The organism is Geodermatophilus amargosae, from assembly GCF_041028265.1.
In the GTDB taxonomy this organism is placed as follows: domain Bacteria; phylum Actinomycetota; class Actinomycetes; order Mycobacteriales; family Geodermatophilaceae; genus Geodermatophilus; species Geodermatophilus amargosae_A.
Genome location: NZ_JABGCW010000005.1, coordinates 72,873 through 96,589 on the forward strand (window position 1 = coordinate 72,873; position 23,717 = coordinate 96,589).

Below are 23,717 nucleotides of genomic sequence, written 5' to 3' on the forward strand. Positions count from 1 at the left end.
GGAGGTCGGCCAGCGCATCCAGCCTGGCACGGAAGCAGCGTCCCAGGCCAGTCGATGGAGGATCGGTGCGCCTGCCTCGACCGTCTCCCTGAGTCGGGTCTGCAGGGAGGCCCCCACGCCAGTGCTCGCGGTCGACTGGCGTCGGTCCGTCCGTCGGACGTCCGCCGTCGGACCACGGGTCTCAAGGCCGCCGATGCTGCCGACTCATACGTCGACGCATCGCCGGCTGTCGCAGCCCATGTCCGACGCCGTGCACGACGGTCCGCTCGTCCAGGCCGGCGGGATGCCGCTCAACTCCCCGGTGAGTGGTGACCGGTCCCGGTCCCGAACGCGTTCGTCGAACGGTCGGCTGCGGCGATGCGCCGGTTCCCCGGACACCCGTGGCCACCGACGGGACACGAGAGCCGTCCCCCTGGGCGATCGAACGGGCAGTGCGGGCGGCCCGCCGCAAGGGGGTTCACCGGAGGACCTCCGGTCCTACGACCTGCACCGGTGGCCCGACCCCGGATGAGGCCTGCCGGGCCGTTGTCGGGACGGTGCTGCGCTCCCGCTCCGCCACCGGAGATCCTCGACGCCGAGAGCAGATGGAGAGCACGAGAAGGGCCGGTGACCCGTTCGTACGAGTCAGCGGCCCGGTCCGCATCAGATGTCGTAGTACATCGCGCTCTCGTGCCGTTCGATCTGCTTGCGTTGGCTGAGAAGTGACCTGAGGCTTGACCTGCGGTTCCTTGGTTGGCGATCGTTGATCGGCAACGGCATCCAGCGGACCTGCTGAGTTCAGGTTGAGAGCAGACACCGGCTCTCAACCTGAACTCGTGCGCCTGACATGGGCACCGAGCCGCAGTTGAGCATCGTCTGCTGCGAGCCGGGCCGCCAAGTACGAGCCGAACTCGGGTGCCGGCTTAGGCGTACCGCGCGGCGCGTGGAAGCGGCGCCGCTGAGAGCAGATTGAGAGCAGATCCCGCCGAGTACGAGGCGACCTCCTGTATCGAGGGCCGGTTGCGGGCGCGTGAGTCAGGCTCTGTCGAGCGCGGCTTCTCTACCGCGTCCGCCCCGACATGACTTCGGGGTCCGCCCTGACCAGCGCCCAAGGACTCCAGTATGGCTTTGACCTGCGGTCCGAACGTTGGCGGTGGGTGGCGCTGATGTGACCCGGACGGTGGTCTTGCGGACCAGCTGCGGACTGGCGGCGGGCTGCGGGCTGCGGGCGGCTGTGCGGGCGGAAGCACCTTGCTCCGTCGTCGCGGACGGAGGCGGCGCTCCTCGTCCCAGGAGAGGCCGATGATCGCGAGGAGAGGACGGATCAGCGGTCCGGGAAGTCGGTGCCGACCATCACCCGCAGCGCGTTGGCTTCGAGCGCGATCCGCACCGGCGTGCGTCCGCGGATCTCGCCGTCGACGTCGAGCGCGAGGGGCGAGTCGGTCTCCAACCACACCTCGCCGGCCGTGAGGAACCGGGTGCGGGCCAGCGGCCGACGGGGCCCGATGACCGTCTGGCGGACGGTCGCGAGGCTCAACCGGAGCCGGTTGGCGTCGCCGAGCCGGTACACCACCAGCTCGCGGTCGTCGAGGCCGGTGTCGGAGGCGATCGCCCGGCCGGCGTGGTGACTGCCGTTGGCGATGTTGAGCTGGTGGGTCACGAATTCGTGGACCTCGTCGCCGATGCGCAGGCGCGCGGTGAAGGGCCGGTGGCCGGGCAGCAGTGCGAGCGCGGTCAGCGGGTAGGCAGCACGGCCGAGCACCCGCTTCAGCCGGTGCGGAACGTGCTCGGCGACCTGCACCGACAACCCCAGGCTGGTCAGGTTGGCGAAGTGTCGCCCGGCCACGTGACCGAGGTCGACGTCAGCGACCTTGCCGCCGGTGAGCACACGCAGGGCGGCCGGCAGGCCGAGCGGCAGGCCCAGGCCGCGGGCGAAGTTGTTGGTCGTGCCGAGCGGAAGCACGCCGAGGCAGACGTCGCGGTGGGCGAGCTGGTGCGCGGCCTCGCTCAGCGTGCCGTCGCCGCCGCCCACCACCACGAGGTCAGCGCCGCTGTCGGCCGCGGCGGCGAGCGCCTCGGGCAGGCCCCGGGGGTCGGCGACCGGGCGCACGTCGACCAGCTCCACGGTGGCCTGCAGCCGCCGGTGCACCGCCGCGAAGTGACGGCGTCCCCGGCGGGACCGGACGTTGACGACCAGCGCGGTGCGGCGCCGGGCGCGGATGTCGGCGTCCAGCGCCGCCTTCGACCGCTGGTGCACAGGTCCCGTCACGACGATCTCCGTCCTCCCGGCGCGGGTGGCTGCCCTCGCGAGCGCCGCCCAGGCCGCAGCGTCCGACCCTTCGGCGGGACCCTTCATCCGAGGCCGGAGAGCCCCGTTCGTCAAGGATCTCTCTCCGGCGACGGTGAACGCAGGCCCACTGACGCGTTCCTGAGGGCGGCCTAAGGGACATCGATCCCGGGGACGTGAGGCGCCTTCTGGGGCGCCGCTTCCGGTGAACCGTTCCAGCTCGATCTCGACTTTCCGAACCGCTCCAACACGTCCCGCCACGGCGCCTCGGTGCGGTGCCCACGCCATGCCTCTGTAGCGAGCCGGTGATCCGTCCACGGCCGCGAACGCCCGGTCACCGTCGGCCTCAGCGGTTCCATCAGGGACCACATCGTCACGACCTGAGCGCGACCCATGTGGAGCGCGCGGCCGGGACTTGACGTCGCACTTGCATTTTGCAAGTGTCGACCGCATGAGCCTCTTCATCACCTGCCCCGTCGAGAACGTCGAGCGCGCGACCGCCTTCTACACCGCCCTCGGCTGGACCCTCAACGCCGAGATGTCCGATCACAACGTGTCGTGCTTCGCGATCGCCCCCGAGCAGTACGTCATGCTCGGCAGCCGCGAGATGTACGCAGGCGTCGGCGGCGTCGAGGAGCTGGTCGGTGGACCCCACACGCCCTCGAAGGTCACGGTCTCGTTCGACCTCGGCAGCCGCGAGGCGGTCGACGAGCTCGCCGAGCGCGCCGGCGCCGCCGGCGGGCGGATCGGTGACACCGACGACTACCCCTTCATGTACCAGCGCCAGTTCGACGACCCCGACGGCTACCACTACTCGCCGTTCTGGATGAAGCCGGACGCTGATCCGACCGCGTGAGCGACCTCGCCGCGGCCCTCGACGTCGTCGGAGCACGGTGGGCCCTACTCGTCGTGGAGCGGCTGCTCGACGGGCCGCAGCGCTACGGCGATCTGCAGCGCGACCTCGGAGTGCCGACGAACATGCTCGCGACCCGCCTGCGCGAGCTCGAAGCCGCCGGCGTACTGACCCGTCTGCCGCTCCGGCACAACACCCGGGCCTACGCGCTGACCGATCGCGGCCATGCCTTGCGCGAGGCGATCGTCGCGCTCGCACGCTGGGGCGCCGAGCAGGCCTAGGTGTGGCGTGGAATCGCGATGCGTTACAGGGGCTCAGCCGCGGCGGGCCTGTCTCATGGTGGGCCGCTTAGGGACACGACCGCCTCGCCGTCTGGTGGGGGACTCCGCGTCCTCGCTGGTACGTCCTGCTCCTCATCGCTGCCCTCGCGTGACCTTCCGGCGGCCCGCTACACGAGGAAGGGCCTCCGGCGCTCGAGGGCCGTCGCGACCTCAGCAAGTGCTGCCGCCACAGCGGAGACGTCCCGGTGATGGATCCGCCCGTCACCGACCTGCGCGGCGAGCTCGCCCAGCAGTCCCGCCCAGTCCCGTCGGGTGGGCGTGGCCAGTATACGGACCTCGACCCGGCGCTCGACGACCTCGACAGCGGAGCGGCCGGACGTGGCCGCGCGGCCCTGTTCCCGGGCCCGGCGCCGGCAGCCGACCGAGCACCACTTCGGAATGGGCCCTCGGGATTGTGGCGTGATCGCACCGCCGCACCGGGCACACGATGACGCTCCCGCACGTCGTGCTCCGCCATCCGAGGACCCGCGCGGCGACGCATCAGGCCCCACGGACTGCTCGCTGCTGCTCCTTCGTGAGGCGCGCTCTCGACGCTGCCGCTCCGCCTCCTGCCGGCGTGCCCTGTAGCCGGCGCTTCTTCCAGCTGCCATGGCGTCAGCGTCCGGGACGACCTCCAGGAACTCGTCCGACGAATATGCAGCCGGCTAGTACAAGAGGCGTGTGCCTCGTGGAGCCGCAGTTCTCCAGCCCGTTGGGGAGCTGCGGATGTGCGGCTCCACAGGCTGTGGCTCCATTGCCAGGACGCGGAGTCCGTCGGACGCGCTTGACGGCTTGCCAGGTCCTGGCCAACCGGGTGCGGCTCGTCCTGGCCGATCACGACATCGCCCTCGGTCTCGGTGAGACCGCCGAGTTCGACACCGGGGTGCCGCACTGGTCCCGGACCGGCCGCCGCCCAGGTGCTGTAGGTGCTCTGTCTCCTCGGCAGGGCGAGGAACGCATCTGTGTCCGTGCCGCACCATGCCGCGAGGCCGTCGGTACGTGACGGGGTGGAAGGCCGTCGACACCACCGGACCGTGCTGCCACGATGCGTTCCCTGAGCCGACGGTGTTGCCGGTGAGCAGAGTCGTCGACGCCGGGGCCTGACCCCGCGAGGGTGGTGGTCGGATTGGGCCCTCTGCTCAGCACCAAGCTGCACGCTCCTCGGCGGCGGCGCGGCCTGGTGGAGCGTGCCCGGTTGAGCGAGCGCCTCAACCGGGGGGATGAGGCGGTCCTGACGTTGATCTCGGCCCCCGCCGGGTTCGGGAAGACGACACTGGTGACCGAGTGGCTGGCCGTCGCAGCCCCCGGCCGGTCCATCGCATGGCTCTCGCTCGACGAGCGGGACAACGACGCGGTGGTCTTCTGGACCTATCTGGTCTCCGCATTGCAGACCGCGGTTGACGGGGTCGGCAACAGAGCTCTGGCGGTTCTGGAGGAGCCCCACGCGGCGATGGACGAGGTGCTGGCCACCCTGGTCAACGAGCTGGACGCGCTGTCGGGCGACGTGGTGCTGGTCCTGGACGACTACCACGTCGTCGCCATGCGGGAGGTGCACGACCGGCTCGCCTTCCTGCTGGAGCGCCTGCCCCCGAACGTCCACCTGGTGATCGCCACCCGTGCCGACCCCGCCCTGCCGCTGGCCCGACTGCGGGCGCGCGGACAGCTGGTCGAGGTGCGCGCCGCCGACCTGCGCTTCACCGCGGACGAGGCGGCCGCCTACCTCAACGAGGCGATGGGGCTCGCCCTGCCCCCAGAGCACGTCGCGGCGCTGGATGCCCGCACCGAGGGCTGGATCGCCGCGCTGCAACTGGCGGCCCTGTCGATGCAGGGGCGCGACGACCTCGCGGCCTTCATCGCCGGCTTCGCAGGCGACGACCGGTACATCGTCGACTACCTGGTCGAGGAGGTGCTGCAGCGGCAGCCCGAGGACGTCCGGGACTTCCTCCTGTCGACGGCCGTCCTGAGCCGCCTCAGCGGCCCACTGTGCGACGTCGTCGTCGGCCGAGGCGGCGGCGCAGCGATGCTGGAGGACCTAGACCGCGCGAACCTCTTCCTGGTGCCGCTCGACGACCGCCGCCACTGGTACCGCTATCACCACCTGTTCGCCGACGTGCTGCACGCGCGGCTGTTGGCCGAACAGCCCGAGCGTGTGCCCGTGCTACACCGGCGGGCCAGCGAGTGGTGGGCCCGCAACGAGGAACCCAGTGAGGCGATCCGGCACGCGCTGGCTGGTGGGAACCCCGAACGTGCCGCGGAGTTGGTGGAGCTCGCCATGCCGGCGGCGCGGCAGAACCGCCAGGAGACCACGCTCCGCCACTGGTTCAGGCAACTCCCCGAGCACGCACTCCGGGACCGGCCGGTCCTCCGCGCGGGATACGCCGGCGCGATCCTCGTCCACGGCGAGGTGGACGGGGTGGAGGAGCACCTCCGTGATGCTGAACGGTGGCTGGAGGCCGTCGGCTCACGCGAACCGACCGCAGCACGTGCGGACGAGGCCGTCGTCCGGGCGGTCCGGAGCCAGGTCGCCGTCTATCGCGCCGCCCAGGCGCGCCTCACCGGCGACCTGCAGGGGACCATGACCCACGCGGAGCGCGTCCTCGATCTCGCCGGGGACGACGAGCACCTGGTGCGCGGGTCCGCTGCAGGCCTGCTGGGACTGGCGCACTGGACCAGCGGTGACCTCGACGCCGCCCACCGATGGTGGAACGAGTCCCGCGCGCAGTTGCACCGAGCAGGCCACCACTCGGACACCCTGGGCGTCTCGATCGCCCTGGCGGACATCGACCTCGCCCGTGGTCGGCTCCGGGACGCCCGCAGCACCTACGAGGCCGGTCTGAGGACCGCGGCTCGGCACAACCCGCGGGTGCTGCGTGGAGTGGCGGACATGCACGTGGGGCTGAGCGAGCTCCTTCTGGAGCGCAACGAACTCGAGGCGGCGCGCGAACACCTGGCTGTCAGTGACCAACTGGGTGACGGCGCCGGACTGCCGCAGAACCGGCATCGCAGCAGGGTCGCGATGGCACGGCTGCGCGCGGCAGAAGGGGACCCGGACGGCGCCGTCAGCCTGCTCGACGAGGCCGAGCGCGTGTACGTCGGCGACATGTTCCCCGACGTGCGGCCGATCTCCGCGGTGCGGGCGCGGACGTGGGTGACACAGCACCGGGTTGGCGAGGCCCTCGGCTGGGCGCGCGAGCGGGGACTGTCGCCCGACGACGCGCTGTCCTACCTGCGCGAGTTCGAGCACGCCACCCTGGCCCGGATCCTGCTGGCCCGGCACGAGCACTCAGGCGACCCGACCTCCCTCGTCCAGGCGACCGGGCTGCTGGAGCGGCTGGTGGAGGCTGCCGCTGCAGGGCAACGCCGGGGGAGCGTCATCCAGCTGTCCGTGCATCTGGCGTTGGCCCGCCAGGCCGGCGGCGACGTCCCCGCTGCCCTCGCGTCACTGGACCGTGCGCTCACCCTCGCCGCCCCGGAGGGTCACATGCGGGTCTTCCTCGACGAGGGGCAGGCGATGGCCTCGCTCCTCCGGACCCTCGAGACGGGCAGCGGCACCCACGCCCACGTCCGCCGGCTGCTCGACGCCGATCCTGCCCCTGATCGCGGACCGCTCGCCCAGCAGCGTCTGATCGAACCGCTCAGTGGCCGGGAGTTGGAGGTCCTGCGCCTCCTCGGAACCGATCTGGACGGTCCCGGCATCGCCCGCGAGCTGTACCTCTCGCTCAACACGGTGCGCACCCACACCCGCAACGTCTACGCGAAGCTCGGCGTCAACAGCCGCCGGGCAGCGGTCCGCCGGGCCGGCGAGCTCGATCTCCTGCCGCGCAGGCCCCAGCGCTGACCTCGGGGACCGGACTCCCCGCGGATCACCATGCGGATCACCAGGTGTGGTGATCCGGGCTCATCACCTGCGCTCCTAGCTTTCCCGCGTCGAAGGGAAGCGGGAGCAGTCGATGAGCAGATCAGCGACCGGTCGTCCGGACGTCCCCTCGCGCTACGAGATCCGGCTCGAGGGCCACCTCGACGCACGGTGGGCCGCCACGTTCGACGGGCTGTCCCTCCGCACCGAGCCCGATGGCACCACCGTCCTGCGCGGCACGGTCCTCGACCAGGCCGCACTGCACGGCGTGCTGCAGCTGGTCCGGGACCTGGGTCTGCCGCTGCTGTCGCTCATCCGCCTCGACGCGGACCAGGCGTACGGCTCCACCACGACACCCCGCCAGCCCGAGAGGGAAACGCCATGACCACCACCACCTCCATCAGGGCAGTGATCCGCCCCCCGGCGGACCCGTTGCGGCGGACCTCGCTCGCCGCCGGGATCCTCTACCTGCTCACCTTCGTGTCCGTGCCGACCCTCGCGCTGTACCAGGACGCGCGCAACGACGCCGGCTTCGTCCTGGGCGCCGGCAGTGGCAACGGCGTGCTCCTCGCCGCGGGCACCGAGGTCGTCGTCGCCGTGACCTGCATCGGCACCGCCGTCGTGTTCTTCCCGGTGCTCAGGCGGCAGAGCGAGACCGCCGCCATCGGCTTCCTGGCCTCCCGCGTCACCGAAGGAGCCCTGATCATCGTCGGTGTCGTCAGCGTCCTCACCCTGTTCACCCTGCGGACCGACGTCGCCGGCACCGCCGACGCGGACCCGGCCTCCCTGGTCACGGCCGGCCACGCGCTGAGTGCCACCTACGACTGGACGTTCCTGCTCTCCCAGAGCCTGATGCCCGTCTTCAACGCGCTGTTCCTGGGCCACGCGCTGTACCGGTCGGGCCTGGTGCCGCGCATCCTGCCCGTCATCGGGCTCGCCGGCGCGCCGCTGCTGCTGGCCTCCGACGTCGCGATCTTCTTCGGCGTCTACGACCGTGCGGCGCCGATCGCCCTCCTCGCCGCGCTCCCGATCGCCGCGTGGGAGTTCTCGCTCGGCGTCTACCTGGTCGTCAGGGGTTTCCGGCCCTCCGCCGTCGCCGCCCTGTCGCCCGCGCAGGCCGTCCGATGAGGGCCGCGGTCTACCGCCGCTTCGGCGGACCGGACACCGTCGGCGTCGAGGAGATCCCGCGGCCGTCGGTGGGGCCCGACGACGTCCTCATCCGGGTGCACGCGAGCACCGTCAGCGCCGCTGACCACCGTGCCCGCAGCCGCGAGGTGCCCCGCGGTCTCGGCCTGCTCGCCGCCACGGGCATCGGACTGCTCCGTCCGAAGCGCCGGGTGCTGGGCATGGATGCAGCCGGAGTCGTCGAGGCGATCGGCCGCGACGTCACCCGCTTCGCTCCCGGCGACGAGGTGATCGCGATGCTCGGGGCGGACTTCGGCGGGCACGCCGAATACGCCCGCATCCGGTCCGACGGCGCCATCGCACTCAAGCCCCGGACCATGACGTTCGAGGACGCCGTCACCCTCGCCTTCGGCGGCCTCACCGCTCGCGGCTTCCTGCGGCAGGCGCACCTCGTCCCGGGAGCCACGGTGCTGGTGAACGGCGCCTCCGGTGCCGTCGGCACCGCGGTGGTACAGCTCGCCGAGCACGCCGGCGGGCACGTGACCGCGGTGTGCAGCGAGTCCAACCGGGACCTGGTCACCTCCCTGGGCGCCGACCGGGTGATCGACCACACCACCGAGGACTTCACCGCCGAGCGGGCCGGCTACGACGTGATCGTCGACTGCGTCGGCAACGCCCCGTACGAGCGCGCCGGACCCCTGCTCCGACCCGGCGGCGCGCTGCTGCTGGTCATCGCCGACCTTCCCGCCATCCTGCGGGCACCGATCCGCAGTCGGCGCAGCGGCCATCGGGTCATCGCCGATGGCGGGAAGCCCACCGCCGAAGACCTGGCCTCCCTCGTCGCCCTCGCCGAGGCCGGCGCCTACCGGGCGGTCCGGGACCGCACCTTCGACCTCGCCGACGTCGTCGAGGCGCACCGCTACGTCGACACCGGCCACAAGCGGGGCAACGTCGTCCTCCGCCTCACCGGTGGACCCGGATCGACGACCTCGTCCATCCAGCACCACTCGCGAGAGGCAGCGTCGTGATCGAGGCACGCGAGCTCACCAAGCGCTACGGCGACGAGACCGCCGTCGACGGCATCAGCTTCACCATCGCCCCCGGCTCCGTCACCGGCTTCCTCGGACCGAACGGCGCCGGCAAGTCCACCACCATGCGGATGATCATGGGACTGGACCGGCCCACCTCGGGGTCCGTCACCGTCAACGGCAAGCCCTATGCCGTCCACCGCTCCCCACTCAGCGAGGCCGGCGCACTGCTGGACGCCAAGGCCGTGCACCCCGGCCGCAGTGCCCGCTCGCACCTGCGCACCATGGCCGCCACCCACAACATCCCCGGATCGCGGGTGGACGAGGTCATCGAGATGACCGGCCTGGCCCCTGTCGCCGGAAGACGGGTCGGTGGGTTCTCCCTCGGCATGGGACAGCGCCTCGGTATCGCGTCAGCGATGCTGGCGGACCCGCGGACGCTGATCCTCGACGAGCCGGTCAACGGACTGGACCCCGAGGGCGTGCAGTGGGTGCGCCGGCTCGTGCGCTCCCTCGCCGACGAAGGACGGACGGTGTTCCTGTCCTCCCACCTCATGAGCGAGATGGCGCAGACCGCCGACCAGCTCCTGGTCATCGGCCGGGGCCGGATCATCGCCAGCGGCCCGGTGCAGGAGGTCATCGACTCCGTGTCGGCTGCCGCCGTCCGCGTGCGCAGCCCACGCGCCGGCGAGCTGGCGGAACTCGTCCGGGCCGACGGTGTCACCGTCAGCTCTCCGGAGCCGGGGACGCTCGACCTCCGAGGCGTCGACGCCGCGGACGTCGGAGAGATCGCCTGCGCCCACGGCATCGCGCTGCACGAGCTCAGCCCCCGCAGCGCCACCCTCGAGGAGGCCTACATGAGCCTCACCCAGGACGCGGTCGAGTACCGCTCCGACCTGACCGCCAACTCGTCCGCCCCGAAGGGGGAGCACCGATGAGCACGACCGTCGCCGTCGCCGCACCCGTGCCCGCACCGGCCGTTCGCGCCGCCGTTCCCGCCAGGCTGACCTTCCTCGGGATCCTCCGCGGCGAGCTCATCAAACTGCTCTCCCTGCGGTCGACCTGGTGGACCCTCGCCGCGACCGCGCTCCTCATGACCGGCGTCTCGCTGGCCGTGGCCGCCTCCCTCGACGCCACGGCCACCGATCCCACGACGGCACCCGAACTCGCGGCCTTGTCCGGTGCCGAGGTCGTCTCCGGCGGCTTCCAGCTCGGCATGGTGACCATCGCGGTGCTGGGCGCTCTGTTGATGACCGGGGAGTACTCCACCGGCAACATCCGCTCGACGCTGACGGCCGTGCCCACCCGGGTGCCGGTGCTGGCCGCGAAGGCGATCGCGGTGTCCGTGGCCACCGCCGCGGTCGCGGCGCTGGGCATCGGCCTGTCCTACGCCGCGACGATGCCGCTGCTGTCCGAGCACGACATGGTCCCCGCGCTCGACGAGGCCCAGACCTGGCAGGTGTTCGGGGGCACCGTCTACTTCCTCATCGCCGCGGCGCTGTTCGCACTCGGCGTGGGAACGCTCCTGCGTTCCAGCACAGGAGCCATCACAGTGGCGCTGTCCGTCCTGCTGCTGCTGCCGACGGTGCTGGTCTTCATCACCCTGGACTGGGTCGAGGTGATCGTCGACTACCTGCCGCTGCCGGCTTCGGGAGCCTTCCTCGGTGGCGGTGAGGACTCCCTCTCGGCCGTCGGCGACGAACTCTCTCCAGTGACCGGCATCCTGGTCGTTGCCGCCTACGCCCTCGTGCCCCTGATGGCGGGAGCGGTGACGCTCCGTCGGCGCGACGCCTGAGGTCGGCATCGAGGTCCGCGCTCATGGAGTGGTGCGACCAGTGGATGGCCGGCTACGGCACCCGCCGTCCGTCCACGGTGCGACAGGCGGCCGTGCACCTCGCGCACATCAGGGCGGCCTTCGGGGACCGGACCCTCGCGTCGATACGGCCGTCGGACGTCCGCCGCTGGACCGCGAGCCTCGAGGCCGCCGGTGCCGCCGACTCCTACGTCTACGCACTGCACCGCCGCCCGTCGCAGCTGATGGCTGACGCGGTGCACGACGGACTGCTCGTCCGGTCCCCGTGTTCGGGGCGGACCTCGCCGCCGGCAGGACGAGCGCGGCCCTTCGTGGCGATGACCGAGCAGGTCTGCGCCCTGCACGACGCCGCCGCGGAGCACCTGCGGCCCGCGGTGCTGCTCGGCGCCTTCGCCGGCCTGCGGACCGCTGAGGTGGTCGGTCTGCGAGTCGTCGACGTCGACCTCGAGGCCGGACTCGTCACCCCGGTCCAGCAGGCCGGCGCGATGCCGCTCGAGTCGGCGATGAGCGGCGAGTCGATCCCGATCCCGGTCGAGCTCGTCGACCAGCTGGCTGCGGCGATGCGCCGGTTCCCCGGACACACCGTGGTCACCGATGGGATGCGCGGTCCGTCGTCGACCTGGGGGATCGAGCGGGCGGTGCGAGCGGCCCGGCGGAAGGGCGTCGGCCTACCGGAGGACTTCCGGTTCCACGATCTGCGGCACTGCTACGCCTCGCTGCTCATCGCCTCGGGGCTGGACGTGAAGACCGTGCAGCACCGGCTCCGGCACGGCGGCCACCACGACGCTGAACACCTACGGACACCTGTGGCCCGACCGGGACGAGGCCACCCGGACCGTCGTCGGATCGGTGCTCCGCGCGCGCTCGGCCACCGGAGATCATCTGCGCTGAGAGCAGATTGAGAGCACGAGAAGGGCCGGTGACCTGTCCGTGCAGGTCACCGGCCCAATCCGCATCAGATGTCGTAGTACATCGCGAACTCGCTCCGCGGGATTGGGCATCTGTGGCTCTTCGTTGATATGGCGTCTGACCTGTACTTTCATGGTTTGTAATGTTCGGAGACAGATGGGTCTTGTTGAACCTTTTGGGGACTGGATGGGGACTGGCGGAAGGCTCTCCGGTGACGGCGCGGCTCGCGGTTGGCTGTCTGACTCCTGGCTGCGGAACGGAATCGGCACGCCCGCGGTATCGGGGACGCGCGTCCCACCCCGATCAGCGTGCCGGCTGCCTCGGTCGCGGGAAGGGCGCTCCGCGTCCCTTCGGGATCGGCCTACGGCCGACCCTTCCCCCGACTAGCGGCAGCCGGCTCTGGCGGGTTGTGGGAAGCGCAGGAGAGTGTGGACGGCGGACGTCCGCCAGTGGGTGGTCCCGTGAGCCGGAAGCTCACTCCGAGGGGACCGACCTGTCCAGAGACATTGCGGAGCTTGCGCGACAACTCGAAGACAATGCTGATGGGAGTGCCTTCAGCGTCGACCCTGGAGAGGTTGTTTGGTCCAAGCCCCTGGTATCACACATCAAGACTGGGTGAAGCAGAATCGGCCGCCGTGGGCGGGTAGAAGGCTGGCCTGCACGCCGCACTACGACCCTTCACTGAGTCGCGCCGGGTTCAGACGAGGCGCGGTGTTGCCGGTTGGTCCTCCGTGAGGTCGGCTCGGTTCACGGTCGCAGCGTCAGAGTCACCCCTCGCTCTGCAAAGAACCTGGCGAAGGTTGGGATCGACAGCTCGGCTGCGCGGGTCTCCGGTGTGTGCCCGGACGGGTTGCGGAAGTGCAGCGTGCGGCGGGCAGCGTCGTGACCGACGACGAGGACAAGGTGCCCTCCGCGAAGCGGCGGCAGGCGCTCGGGGTGACGGATGTCCTTGTGAACGGACACCATGACAAAACTGGCACCCACAGAGAGTCGGCGGAGAACCTCATCGAGGCTTAGCTGGGGGTGGACCTCCCCGCCGAGGCCATACTGGGTGCGTGCGTACTCAAGAAGCGGTCTGTAGTAGACGCCTTTGATCAAGCCGGTGTCATCACTCGTGTACGTGCCGTAGGGCAGCCCTGCTGCAAGCAGGTCGAATAGTCGGGGGGCTTGCCCATCGCGGTGCATCAGCACCATCTGCAGGCATGCCATAGCGCACAGATGGCGACACCACCGCCCGTACTCTTCCTGCGTCGCCGCGCCGGTCGTCGCCCAAGCGGGGTCGTCTGCAGGGTCGCGCTCGGAGCTAGCTATGGCGGCGATTAAGCCCGGTGATGCGTACTGCGTGGTCGCGGGCACTCCGTCATGCACGGTGCTGGCGCAGGGAGGCGCCGTTCCCTCGCAAGCCTGGCAGGGCATGGCTCATCTTCCCGTTCGTCAAGGAGCGGTAAGCAGTCCAATCGACGTTTCCCCCGGAGAGGATCACCCCCGTCCTACCGGATCCGACTGGTGCTTTGCCAGCCAGGAGAGCCGCTAGGGCCGTGGCCCCGCTCGGCTCGACGACGACCTTGAGGTGCTGGAAGGCCAGGGCCATGGCGGCGGCGATTTCGTCGTCTGTAACGGTGACGACATCGTGAAGCAGTCGCTGGTTGATCATGAAAGGACCCGCCGCGGGGGCGGTGTGCCGAAGGCCGTCGGCGATCGTGCTCGGCGGCGGGACGGCCATCAGCTGTCCCGCGCGGAGCGACAGGAGGGTGTCATTCCCTGCGGCGGGCTCCACGCCAACGACCTTGACGCCGGGGTAATGCGTCGTGACGACCGTCGCGCAGCCGGCAGCCAGGCCGCCGCCGCCCACGGGCACCAGCAGCGCGCCGACCCCGGGTGCGTCCTGCATCAGCTCGAGTCCCACCGTTCCTGCGCCCGCCATGACGGCGAGTGAGTCCGCGGACGGGACCACCGCTAGGCCGTGCGTGTGCGCGAGGCGGGCGACGATCCGGTCCCTGTCATCGACACCGCGGCGGTACGTGACGATGTCGGCGCCAAGACGCGCGATCGCCGCCAGCTTGACGTCCGGCAGGTCCTCGGGGACGACCACGTGCACGGGCGCGTCCAACAGCCTGCCCCCCAATGCGAGGGCCTGGGCGTGATTGCCGGAGGACGCGCCCACCACCCCTCGTCCGCGCCGCTCTCCGGAGAGGGCCAGCAGGTGGTAGTAGGCCCCCCGAAACTTGAACGAGTTCGTCCGCTGAAGGTTCTCCGCCTTGCATACCACCTCGGCCCCAACAGCTGCGTCAAGGGCGGGACTGGACAGCATCGGGGTGCGCTCGACAACCCCTTCGAGCGCAGCGGCGGCCGCCGCCACGTGTCGGGCGAGCAGCCCGCCGCTGGTGCCGCCGTCACGCGTCCGGCTGCTCACGGCCGGTACCTCGCGCTGTGCATGGCCGCACCGAGAATCTGCGACACGAGCTTTTCGTAGGACAGGCCGGCGGCCGCCGCCATCGTGGCCAGGTTCCCCGTCCGCGACAGACCGGGCAGCGTGTTCACCTCAAGCCACCAGGCGTCGCCGTCGGCGGAGATGATGAAGTCGCTGCGGGAGTAGCCCGAGCAGCCCAGTGCGCGATGAGCCCGGCACGACGCGTCGGCGATCAGGGCCGTCACCTGTCGAGGCAGGGGCGCAGGGCATGCGTACGCATGCAGCGCGGGGTTGCGCTTCGTCTCGTAGTCGTAGAACTCCCGGGCCGCACGCACCGCCAGCGACGGCAGAGCCCTGACGTCACCCCCGTCCGTCTCCAGGACCCCCACACTGACGGCAGTGCCCGTTACGAACGGCTCGGCGAGCACCGCCTCCCCGGCCTGCCCCAGGCCGACTACGAGCTCCTCCAACTCGGCAACGTCGTGCGCGACCGCCACGCCCACCGAGCCTCCCTCCCCCAGCGGCTTGACGATCACCGGGGCGCCAAGACGACGCATGGCGCTCGCCGCTGTGTCCGTGGACTCCGCCGTTCCCTTTCCTCCGATGAGGACATGCGGTAGCACCGAGACGCCGCTGGCCGCGACGACGGTCTTCGCGACGGGCTTGTGCATCCCCAAGGCACTGGCTAGAACCCCAGAACCGGTGTAAGGCACGGCCAGCGTCTCAAGGAACCCCTGCAACTTGCCGTCCTCGCCGAAGCGGCCGGCGAGGGCCAGGAACGCCACGTCGACCCCCGCAACTCCCTCGATGAGCCCCGGTTCGGCAGTGTCGATCAGACGCACCCGATGACCCACGGCCTCCAGCGCCTCGGCCACGGCCTGACCCGACAGCAAAGAGCGGTCCCGCTCCATGCTGCGGCCACCGGTCAGCACCGCGACGTCCCGCGAGCGGACGCTCGATCCCATGCTTGAAGCGGTCGACGCATCCGGGCGGCCCACGCCAGCGACGCTGGTGGCCAAGGCGCCTGCACCGCCGCTGGCCAGGGCCACAGGCAGCTGCTGGCCTGTGCCGCGGGTCATGTCCGACATCAGCCGGCCTCGTTGCTACGGCTGAGGACGGGGTCGAAGCCGTCCCAGGGACCGTAAGCCTGGGCACCGGCCCGAGACGCCTGGCTGTCTGCCTCCAAGCAACGCGGGCAGTCGCACTCCAGCGGCCGGTCGGCGGCAGCCTGCGGCGCCTTGGTCCGGGCTTCAGACCACGTGGTGTCGTTCATGAGCTGTCCTCTTCTCGCCTCGAGCCTGGCACCTCAGCCATCTCACTGAGGCCGTACTCAACGGTAGGTATGCCGCAGGGCACTGCCAATATGTGCAATGTGGCAATCCCTATGACCAGGCACGATGCAAAAAGGAGCCTCAAAGCTTGCAAGCTGGATTGCCTTTGCGCTTGCAGCGTTGACCGGAAGGGCTACGTTCACGGGGTGCTCACTGATGCGCTGCGCACCATGCCGCCGACGGTGGAGATGCTGGTCCTGGCGCTACACGGCGGTCCCGTGCTCCTAACCCGTACTGAGCGGGTGAGCGAGTCCGGTCCCCGTGGCCGCGACCGAGACCTGTACGACGATCTCGATCAAGCCGACATGCTCATGGTTCCGCCACCGATCTACCGGGACGACAAGAACCCCCTGCTGTGGCAGCGCAGCGCCCGCCCGGCGTCGCTCGTGTTCGGGAACAGTGCCGGCGCCCAGGCCTCGCCGCCGCTCAACCGTTCCGAGGCGAAGCTGATTCGCGCACTCGTACTCGCCCCAGACAACAGCGGCGCGGCGTTGGCCGCCTTTCGGGTCGAGAAGAACGCCCTGCGTGAGTTGCTGGGTTGGAAGGAAAACACGCTGGCGCCGGCACTCGCTCGGCTGAAGAAGCGTGACGCGCTTCGCAACGGGCTGTCCACCGCGGGCCGCGGCCGTAGCGAGGTCTGGCTGGATCAGCGGGTGGTCCGCGCCGACACTTTGGAGGTCGCGGCGGCCATGCACACCGCGCGCCTCGAGCGCAACCCACAGCGCAAGGCGTATGCCCTCTTTTCGGCCGAGCGAGCGTATTACTACGCTTGGCGCTTAACGCCTCCCGCGGTCATCGACGCAGCTATCCACGCGCCTAGCGCCGAGAAGGAAGACATGGAGCTCCGGCGAATAGTAGACAATCGCTGGCGCATCCGTCAGGAGTATTTGAACCTACTCCTGGAGCAAGGGCACTACGACCGCATGATCACGCTCTACCGGCTTTGGCAGGAATACTACGAGAACGACCTGCAGTACATGCGGCACCCTGGCGCCAACGCACACCTGCCTCGCGATGTCTTCTTCGGATTGCCCTGCAGGCTGCGCGACGAGCGGGACCGAGACACCGACGCCATGGAGGCGCTCGGCGGTTTGGTGCTTGCTCGGCACGGGCGGCGGACGCTGCAGGCCGCGGCAGCGCAAACGATTCAGGTGGACTGGTCACGGGCGGACATTCAGGCGATCCTGGCGCGCGTAAGCGGACGTCCTACACCAGCTGCCGACCAAGAATCCGAGCGCCTGACACAGCAGTTTCCGACGCCGCAGGCCGAAGCTGAGGATCTAGCCCTCAGTTGGGAAGAGATCGATGCCCTTACGCGCGCGGTCCTCAACTCCCTGTTGACGACAGCGACCCCCGGCCACCCCAACTACCCCGAGGGCGCGCACCCCGGGCATTACCACGTTGTGGCCGCCCTAGGGCGCAGCGGCGCGCTCCTGGCCGCGGCCGTCGCGGAAGCGCTCGAATGCCGATACATGGGATGGATTGCTATCTCTGCGTCTCGACCGCCCAAAGCCGCAGTAGCGCCAGCCTCGGTTATCCGCGGCGTCGAGTTTCCCCTCATCCGGGCCCGTCGAGTAGTCGTGGTCGACGGCGCCGTCCAGACAGGAGAGACGGTGATTGAGGCGGTCGACCAGGTTTGGAAGCACTACCCCGATGCCGACATAACCGTCGCGACTTACGTTCTGAATGAACGGGGACGGCAGCGCGTGGCCGACAGCGACGTGGTCGCGCAGCGCGAGGACGAGGGCAGATACTTACGGTGGGCAGCGGGAGTAAGTGTAGACCCCGGCACACAAAACATGAGGCGCATTCTCTTTCCCTGGAAGCGCTATACAGCTAAGAACTGAACTTGGGGAATTGCCGTCGACTCTTACAGCCTTGGCAGGGGTAGTACCCGCAGGTCCCTTTATCAGCGCCCCGTATGCCCTGCCCCGACGTGGCAGTCAGCGCCAGCAGTCCCGTAAGAGGAGCGTCAACGGGCAACGTCGCAGGGCGGGGAAGGAGTCCCCGAGACGGCATCCCGGAAGACCTGCCCGGTGACCCGTCCCGCAGCGGTGGGACAACCGGGACAGCCTCATGACACTCCTCATGGCCGAGAGCGCTGCGTCGTCCGTGTGCTGCACGGCACCCAACACCCCACCGCCTGTCGGACGAACTGAGAGGCCCGTGAGTCGGTGCCACCGGCACAGCGGGACGTCGTCGTCGCAAGTAACCGGCCAGTCGTCATCCTGTCTACGTTCAGCGACTATTGCTAATGGCTAATAAAATGACGCCTGTGATGGGCCTACAACCGATAGCGACCAACGCTTACCGCTAACAGGAGGGCCTTTACTGCAGAACGGCACGCATGCTACCAATATGGGTGGCACGGGCCCCGCTTCGCACGGCCCTTCGGCATTTTCGGGGGTGACATGTTGGTCATTGTTGGGTGGCGTTGGTAATTGCACGGCGGAATGAAGGTCTACGCCGGCGCGCCGGCGGCGGCCCGGCACTACGTGGAGGCCGATCGGGGACGGGCGGATGACTACTACCTGACCGACGGCGCTGGCCTGGCCTGCCGCTTCACGGCCACCGCTGGGCGGGTGGAGGAGCTTGCGCCCTTGACGGGGGAGACCTACGAGAGCTGGGTGGCCGGCCAGGACCCAGACACCGGGGCGCCGCGCGGGCGGCTACGTACCGACGAGCGTGCGGTGCGGTTCGTCGAGGTGGTGGTCAACGGCCCGAAGTCCTGGTCGCTGGCCGCCGCGGTGCACCCGGACATCGCCGCCGCTTACGACGCCGCGCAAGACCGCGCCGCGGTCGAGCTCATCCGCTGGCTCGCCGGGCACGCCACCACCCGGATCGGTCCGCGCGGCGGGCAGGTGCAGGTGCCGCTCGAGGTGCTGGAGGCGGTGACGGTGCGGCACTACACTTCCCGTGCCGGAGATCCGCACCGACATCTCCACCTGCAACTGGGCGCCCGGGTGTTCGCCGCCGGGCGATGGCGCGGGCTGCACACCGTCGGGGTCCGCGACTTCCTTGCCGCCATCAACGGAATCGGACATGCCGCGGTTGCCTGCGATCCGCAGTTCCGCACCCTGCTGGCCGACCATGGCTACACCGTCGATGCGACCGGAGAAATACTGGAGCTCGCCGCGTACGTCGGTCCGTTCAGCGCGCGGGCGGCGCAGATCGGGCGCAATGTGGATCGCTACGAACGCGACTGGATGGCTGCGCACCCCGGCGAGTCTCCGGGGCCGGCGCTGCGGCGGGCGTGGGATGCCCGGGCGTGGGCCGACGGCCGCCCGGACAAGGTCATCCCCCGCTCGGGGGTCGACCTGACCGCCCGGTGGCGAGCCGAGCTGGCCGCTCTCGGTTACCGCGACCCCGACCGACCGGTCGAGCTGCGGTCCACCCCGGTCGGGGCGCTGGACCGCGATGGCGCAGTGGACCAGATGCTCACCCGGCTGGCCGCCGGCCGCTCAGCCTGGAACGCCGCTGACCTGCGCGGTGAGGCCGAACGGCTGCTCGCCGCTGCAGGCGTCGTCGCGGAGGCAGCGGTGCGCGGCGAGCTTGCCGAGGACCTCACCGCCCGCGCCCTGGCCCGGTGCCTTCCGCTGCTGGCGCGCGACGGAGTGCCCGAACACGTCCGGGCCTGGACCTCCCCGGCGGTGCTGGAGGTCGAGGCCGACCTGGTCGCCCGCCTCGCCGTCCGCGGCACCCACCACGGTGCAGATCCCGACCTTCGGCCGGACCGGGTGGCCGGCCGGGAGTGGCTGAGTTCCGGGCAGGCCGCCACCGCGGCCGCGCTTGCCGGGAACCGGCCGCTCGTGGTGGTGGAGGGCGCAGCCGGCGCGGGCAAGACCACCACCCTGGCTGCGGCTCGTCGACTGATGGGGGAACAGGGGCGACGGCTGGTGGTTGTCACCCCCACGTTGAAGGCGGCCAAGGTCGCCTCCGCCGAGGTCGGCGCCACCGCCGGCTCGGCGGCCTGGCTGGCCTTCCAGCACGGCTGGCGCTGGACCGACGACGGCGCCTGGACCAGGTTGATCCCCGGCGAGGTCGACCCGGCCACCGGCCGGCTCTATGCCGGACCCGAGGAGAACGCGCGGCTGCGGGCCGGGGACGTCCTAGTGGTGGACGAGGCCGGCATGCTCGACCAGGACACCGCCCGAGCCCTGCTGGTCGTCGCGGATGAGTGCCGGGTGCGGGTAGCGCTGCTCGGCGACCGCCGGCAGCTGGCCGCAGTCGGCCGTGGCGGCGTGCTGGACCTCGCCGCCGGCCGAGTCGACCCGGCCGCTCACGTGACCCTCGACGAGGTGCACCGCTTCACCGGCGCCGATGAGGCCGGGCAGACGGTGCCCGACACGGAGTACGCCGACCTGACCCTGGTTCTGCGCGCTGGCGAGGATCCGGGCGGGGTGTTCGACTCACTGCTGGCCCGCGGCCGGATCCGCCTGCACGCCGATCCAGTTGGGCTGCGGGAGGCACTGGCCGGAGTCACCGCCAGACGCCAGCGGGAGGGGGAGCGGGTGGCGGTGGTGGTCGACACCCGCGAGCAGGCCGCCGAGATGGGCGCCGCGATCCGGGAGCGGCTGGTCGCGGACGGTCGCGTCGACGACATGCGGGTCGCGGTCACCGGGGCAGGGCAGCGAATCGGCGCCGGGGACCGGATCGCCACCCGCCGCAACGACCGCCGCCTGGGTGTGGCCAACCGGGATATCTGGACCGTCACCGCTGTCGACCGCCACGGGGCGCTGGTCGTCGTACCGGACGATGTCACCCCGACCGGCGCCCTCCCGGCCGGTGTCACCCCGGCGGGAGTGGGGGAGCGGGTGCTGCCCGCCGGCTACGTCACCACCCACGTCGAGTTGGCCTACGCCAGCACCGCGCACGGGGTGCAGGGCGACACCGTCACCTCGGCGCATGTGGTGATCGGCGAGCACACCGGCGCCGCGTCGGCCTACGTCGGCATGACCCGCGGCCGCACAGCAAACACCGCGCACCTGGTGGCCGCCGACCTGGCCGAGGCGCGGCAGCAGTGGACGGCGGTGTTCGGCCGCGACCGCGCCGACCTGGGCCCCGGCCACGCCGCGCAGCTCGCCGCCGCCGAAGCGGCCCGCTACGCGCAACCCCGACCGCTGGCGGAAGTCCTTGCCGACCTGTCCAAGGCGTGGACGGTCGAGCAGCGCTGCCTGGACCGGCTGGCCGTCCTGCAGTCGCAGCACGAGACGCTGCGCGCCGTCGCCGCGCTCCAGGCTGCCCACGCCGCCGGGTGCGCCCATGAGCGGGCGCAGCAGATCGAGGATCCCCCACGCGACCAGCAGCTCGCCCGGTCCGGCGCGCTCGGTCGTACCCCGGCCCCGGCCGGGCGGCTGGCCGACGTCGACCACGACATCGCCGCCGCTGAACACGAGTTGGCCGGCGCGCGAGCACGTATCGCCGGGCTGGTGGCCGACCCGGCGCTGCTCGGCCAGCCCGCCCACCGGCTGGCCGCAGCTCACGAGGACTGGCGTACACGCCGTGCCGCCGACCCCTGCCAGCCTCGCACTGCTCCGCCGCGGGCAGCGGCCCACCCCGGCGTTCCGCGGCCGGAGTCCGAGCGTCGCGGTCCGTCCCTCAACGGGGGTGGCGCCGCCCCCGCCCTCGGGCGATGAGCCGCACCGGCGACTGCAGACCAACTGGAGAATCCCGGCAGGATCTGGCGGTCGGCTGTTACCACCGGACCTCGATTGGCGCCTTCTGCAGGTGAGGGGTCCAGCCCACCGACCACACCGGAGCTCGACCATGACTGACCACACCGCCGGCCGCGAGCCCGAGCTGCTCACCATCACCGAGGCTGCCGAGCTCCTGCGAGCCCCTGTCGCCACCCTGCGCTACTGGCGCCACCTCGGCACCGGCCCGCGCAGCTTCCGGCTCGGCCGCCGCGTCCTCTACCGTTCCGACGACCTGCGCGCCTGGGTCGACGCCCAGCACGGCCATGGCTGCGCCGGTCGATCTTGACGGACCATGTTTTGTCCAACAATACTGGTGCCTCGGAGATCAGGTTCACCAGTCGGCGCGCGAGCACCGCATCGGCCGGACCTCCGCCCGTCACGTCCTGGTCGGCACCCGACCGACGGCGGTCATTGCCACCAGCGGGGCGGACGCCTGGCTCTACGTCGGCCTCGACGAACGAGGCCGAGAACTGGAGATCATCGCCGTCGAGGTGGTGCAGCCGGCTGATGGCGGGCAGCACTACCTGCTGGTCATCCACGTCATGCCGACCCGCCTTCGAGGAGACAGCCCGTGACCGAGCGCACCCCGCCACCCATCAGCTCCAGCACGCCGATCGGACCCGATGTCGACCTCGACCGGGACGACGTCCGGCTGGCCGACGGAACCCGGCTGACCGAGCAGAAGGCCGCGGACATCGTCGACGAGGTCCGGCGCCGCGGCGGCCGGCCCTCCCTCACCGGCCGGGCCGCGGTCTCACCGCGCATCGCCTTCCGCGTCACCCCCGGCGTCCGGGACAGCGCCGCCCGGATCGCCGACCGAGAAGGCAAGACCATCTCCCAACTGGCCCGCGAGGCGCTCGAGGCGCGGGTCGCCGCAGAGCGATCGACCTCATGATGCTGGGTCCGCATCCTCGCTCCGCCTGAATTGCAGATCGGAGAGGCTCGTGACCTTTCGCAGCATCCAGGACCGGTGGTACGTCACCGACCCGGCCACGGGGAAGCGCGTGCAGAGCCCCCGGTACGGGCGGGGCATGCGCTACCGGGCGCGCTACAAGGACGCCGCGGGCAAGGAGGTCACGCAGGCCTTCGCCGATAAGGAGAAGTCCAAGGCGCAGCGGTGGCTCGACGAGGTCACGACCAGCCAGGTGACCGGCACCTATGTCGACCCGAAGACCGCCCGGACGACGGTCACCGAGTGGTGCGCGACCTGGCTGGCCGGCTACGCGACCCGCCGCCCCCGGACAGTGCGGCAGGCGAAGGTGCACGTCGCTCAGATCACCGCCGAGTTCGGTCCGATGCCGCTCTCGGCGGTGCGGCCGTCCTCGGTCCGCTCGTGGACGGTGGAGCTCAAGGCCGCCGGCCTGGCCGACAGCTACGTCTACGCGCTGCACTCGCGGCTGTCGCAGGTCATGAGCGACGCCGTGCACGACGGGCTGCTGGCGCGCAACCCGTGCTCGCGGCGCACCTCCCCAGGGGCCGGCGGTCAGCGGCCCTACGTCGCGACGACCGAGCAGGTGTGGGCGCTGCACGACGCGATCGCCGATCATCTGCGCCCGGCGGTCCTGCTCGGGGCATTTGTCGGGCTGCGGACCGCCGAGGTCGTGGGGCTGCGCGTCTGGGACGTCGACTTCATGCGCGGCGTCGTGCGGCCGGTGCAGCAGGGCGACGGCGAGCCGCTCAAGAGCGAGACGTCCCGCACGCCGCTGCCCATCCCGCAGGAGCTGTCTGTGCAGCTCTCGGCGGCGGTGGCGCGATGGGGCGGGGACCACGTCGTCACCGACGGCGCTGGCCGGCAGACCTCCACCTGGGCGATCGAGCGCGCGATCCGCTCGGCCCGGCCGACGGTCCCCGGGCTGCCCGACGCCTTCCGCTTCCACGATCTGCGGCACTACCTGGCGTCGCTGCTCATCGGCAGTGGGCTCGACGTCAAGGTCGTCCAGCACCGACTTCGGCACGGCAGCGCCAAGACGACGCTGGACACCTACGGCCACCTATGGCCCGACAGCGACGAGTCCGCACGGGCCGCTGTGGGTGCCGTGTTGGCCGCTCGTGGGGACTGGTTGGGGACTGAGAGGGCTGACCTACGGTAAAACCGCAGGTCAGCCCTCTG

At 70.9% G+C, this 23,717-nt stretch carries 19 protein-coding genes; 15 read left to right on the top strand and 4 right to left on the bottom strand.

Annotation, left to right across the window (positions count from 1 at the left end; translation table 11 throughout):
• Positions 1-1,303: 1,303 nt before the first annotated feature.
• The gene (locus HLV61_RS08040; RefSeq protein WP_369254099.1) at positions 1,304-2,248 is read right to left on the bottom strand and encodes a diacylglycerol/lipid kinase family protein; all 945 of its coding nucleotides are present in this window, start codon (positions 2,246-2,248) and stop codon (positions 1,304-1,306) included.
• A gap of 469 nt (positions 2,249-2,717) precedes the next feature.
• Here HLV61_RS08040 and HLV61_RS08045 point away from each other — a divergent pair, with 469 nt between their 5' ends.
• From HLV61_RS08045 to HLV61_RS08085, 9 genes are all read left to right on the top strand, one after another.
• Positions 2,718-3,122: a VOC family protein gene (locus tag HLV61_RS08045; RefSeq protein ID WP_369254101.1), complete on the top strand. Its 405-nt coding sequence runs from the start codon at positions 2,718-2,720 to the stop codon at positions 3,120-3,122.
• On the top strand, positions 3,119-3,400 hold the full coding sequence (locus HLV61_RS08050) for a winged helix-turn-helix transcriptional regulator (RefSeq protein ID WP_369254103.1): 282 nt from the start codon (positions 3,119-3,121) through the stop codon (positions 3,398-3,400). The genes HLV61_RS08045 and HLV61_RS08050 overlap by 4 nt, the downstream gene beginning before the upstream one ends.
• 1,234 nt (positions 3,401-4,634) lie before the next feature.
• Positions 4,635-7,277: a LuxR C-terminal-related transcriptional regulator gene (locus tag HLV61_RS08055; RefSeq protein WP_369254105.1), complete on the top strand. Its 2,643-nt coding sequence runs from the start codon at positions 4,635-4,637 to the stop codon at positions 7,275-7,277.
• A gap of 112 nt (positions 7,278-7,389) precedes the next feature.
• The gene (locus tag HLV61_RS08060) at positions 7,390-7,680 is read left to right on the top strand and encodes a hypothetical protein (RefSeq protein WP_369254107.1); all 291 of its coding nucleotides are present in this window, start codon (positions 7,390-7,392) and stop codon (positions 7,678-7,680) included.
• Positions 7,677-8,423 carry a DUF4386 domain-containing protein gene (locus HLV61_RS08065; RefSeq protein ID WP_369254109.1) on the top strand — a complete coding sequence of 249 codons (747 nt, stop codon included), beginning with the start codon at positions 7,677-7,679 and terminating at the stop codon, positions 8,421-8,423. The genes HLV61_RS08060 and HLV61_RS08065 overlap by 4 nt, the downstream gene beginning before the upstream one ends.
• A complete protein-coding gene (locus HLV61_RS08070) occupies positions 8,420-9,448 on the top strand; it encodes an NAD(P)-dependent alcohol dehydrogenase (protein WP_369254111.1) in 1,029 nt (342 codons plus the stop codon). The genes HLV61_RS08065 and HLV61_RS08070 overlap by 4 nt, the downstream gene beginning before the upstream one ends.
• Positions 9,445-10,386: an ABC transporter ATP-binding protein gene (locus HLV61_RS08075; RefSeq protein WP_369254113.1), complete on the top strand. Its 942-nt coding sequence runs from the start codon at positions 9,445-9,447 to the stop codon at positions 10,384-10,386. The genes HLV61_RS08070 and HLV61_RS08075 overlap by 4 nt, the downstream gene beginning before the upstream one ends.
• On the top strand, positions 10,383-11,243 hold the full coding sequence (locus tag HLV61_RS08080) for an ABC transporter permease subunit (RefSeq protein ID WP_369254115.1): 861 nt from the start codon (positions 10,383-10,385) through the stop codon (positions 11,241-11,243). Before HLV61_RS08075 ends, HLV61_RS08080 begins: the two co-directional genes overlap by 4 nt.
• Before the next feature lie 23 nt (positions 11,244-11,266).
• On the top strand, positions 11,267-12,163 hold the full coding sequence (locus HLV61_RS08085; RefSeq protein WP_369254117.1) for a site-specific integrase: 897 nt from the start codon (positions 11,267-11,269) through the stop codon (positions 12,161-12,163).
• 754 nt (positions 12,164-12,917) lie between these two features.
• Here HLV61_RS08085 and HLV61_RS08090 read toward each other — a convergent pair.
• From HLV61_RS08090 to HLV61_RS08100, 3 genes are all read right to left on the bottom strand, one after another.
• Positions 12,918-13,364: a hypothetical protein gene (locus tag HLV61_RS08090; protein ID WP_369254119.1), complete on the bottom strand. Its 447-nt coding sequence runs from the start codon at positions 13,362-13,364 to the stop codon at positions 12,918-12,920.
• Positions 13,365-13,530: 166 nt separating this feature from the next.
• Positions 13,531-14,583, bottom strand: a complete 1,053-nt coding sequence (locus tag HLV61_RS08095) for a threonine ammonia-lyase (RefSeq protein ID WP_369254121.1) — start codon at positions 14,581-14,583, stop codon at positions 13,531-13,533.
• A complete protein-coding gene (locus tag HLV61_RS08100; RefSeq protein WP_369254123.1) occupies positions 14,580-15,668 on the bottom strand; it encodes a D-alanine--D-alanine ligase family protein in 1,089 nt (362 codons plus the stop codon). Before HLV61_RS08100 ends, HLV61_RS08095 begins: the two co-directional genes overlap by 4 nt.
• A gap of 389 nt (positions 15,669-16,057) precedes the next feature.
• Between HLV61_RS08100 and HLV61_RS08105 the strand changes: the two genes are divergently transcribed.
• The 6 genes from HLV61_RS08105 (at position 16,058) to HLV61_RS08130 (ending at position 23,697) form a co-directional block, all read left to right on the top strand.
• On the top strand, positions 16,058-17,758 hold the full coding sequence (locus HLV61_RS08105; RefSeq protein ID WP_369254125.1) for a phosphoribosyltransferase family protein: 1,701 nt from the start codon (positions 16,058-16,060) through the stop codon (positions 17,756-17,758).
• Between the two features lie 606 nt (positions 17,759-18,364).
• A complete protein-coding gene (gene mobF, locus HLV61_RS08110) occupies positions 18,365-21,547 on the top strand; it encodes a MobF family relaxase (protein ID WP_369254127.1) in 3,183 nt (1,060 codons plus the stop codon).
• A gap of 130 nt (positions 21,548-21,677) precedes the next feature.
• Positions 21,678-21,893 (top strand): helix-turn-helix transcriptional regulator, encoded by a 216-nt coding sequence (locus HLV61_RS08115; protein WP_369254129.1) that lies wholly within the window; start codon positions 21,678-21,680, stop codon positions 21,891-21,893.
• Positions 21,871-22,182: a hypothetical protein gene (locus HLV61_RS08120; RefSeq protein ID WP_369254131.1), complete on the top strand. Its 312-nt coding sequence runs from the start codon at positions 21,871-21,873 to the stop codon at positions 22,180-22,182. The genes HLV61_RS08115 and HLV61_RS08120 overlap by 23 nt, the downstream gene beginning before the upstream one ends.
• The gene (locus tag HLV61_RS08125) at positions 22,179-22,502 is read left to right on the top strand and encodes a hypothetical protein (RefSeq protein ID WP_369254133.1); all 324 of its coding nucleotides are present in this window, start codon (positions 22,179-22,181) and stop codon (positions 22,500-22,502) included. Before HLV61_RS08120 ends, HLV61_RS08125 begins: the two co-directional genes overlap by 4 nt.
• 49 nt (positions 22,503-22,551) lie before the next feature.
• Complete coding sequence (locus HLV61_RS08130; protein ID WP_369254135.1) at positions 22,552-23,697, top strand: site-specific integrase; 1,146 nt, start codon at positions 22,552-22,554, stop codon at positions 23,695-23,697.
• The last annotated feature ends 20 nt before the right edge of the window (positions 23,698-23,717 follow it).

Excerpts from the sequence above, each read along its gene's own strand:
- HLV61_RS08060 (WP_369254107.1), top strand. The coding sequence starts at position 7,390 with ATGAGCAGATCAGCGACCGGTCGTCCGGACGTCCCCTCGCGCTACGAG.
- HLV61_RS08070 (WP_369254111.1), top strand. The coding sequence starts at position 8,420 with ATGAGGGCCGCGGTCTACCGCCGCTTCGGCGGACCGGACACCGTCGGC.
- HLV61_RS08090 (WP_369254119.1), bottom strand. The coding sequence starts at position 13,364 with ATGGTGCTGATGCACCGCGATGGGCAAGCCCCCCGACTATTCGACCTG.
- HLV61_RS08100 (WP_369254123.1), bottom strand. The coding sequence starts at position 15,668 with ATGTCGGACATGACCCGCGGCACAGGCCAGCAGCTGCCTGTGGCCCTG.
- HLV61_RS08045 (WP_369254101.1), top strand. The coding sequence starts at position 2,718 with ATGAGCCTCTTCATCACCTGCCCCGTCGAGAACGTCGAGCGCGCGACC.
- HLV61_RS08115 (WP_369254129.1), top strand. The coding sequence starts at position 21,678 with ATGACTGACCACACCGCCGGCCGCGAGCCCGAGCTGCTCACCATCACC.
- HLV61_RS08065 (WP_369254109.1), top strand. The coding sequence starts at position 7,677 with ATGACCACCACCACCTCCATCAGGGCAGTGATCCGCCCCCCGGCGGAC.
- HLV61_RS08120 (WP_369254131.1), top strand. The coding sequence starts at position 21,871 with ATGGCTGCGCCGGTCGATCTTGACGGACCATGTTTTGTCCAACAATAC.
- HLV61_RS08085 (WP_369254117.1), top strand. The coding sequence starts at position 11,267 with ATGGAGTGGTGCGACCAGTGGATGGCCGGCTACGGCACCCGCCGTCCG.
- mobF (WP_369254127.1), top strand. The coding sequence starts at position 18,365 with ATGAAGGTCTACGCCGGCGCGCCGGCGGCGGCCCGGCACTACGTGGAG.
- HLV61_RS08080 (WP_369254115.1), top strand. The coding sequence starts at position 10,383 with ATGAGCACGACCGTCGCCGTCGCCGCACCCGTGCCCGCACCGGCCGTT.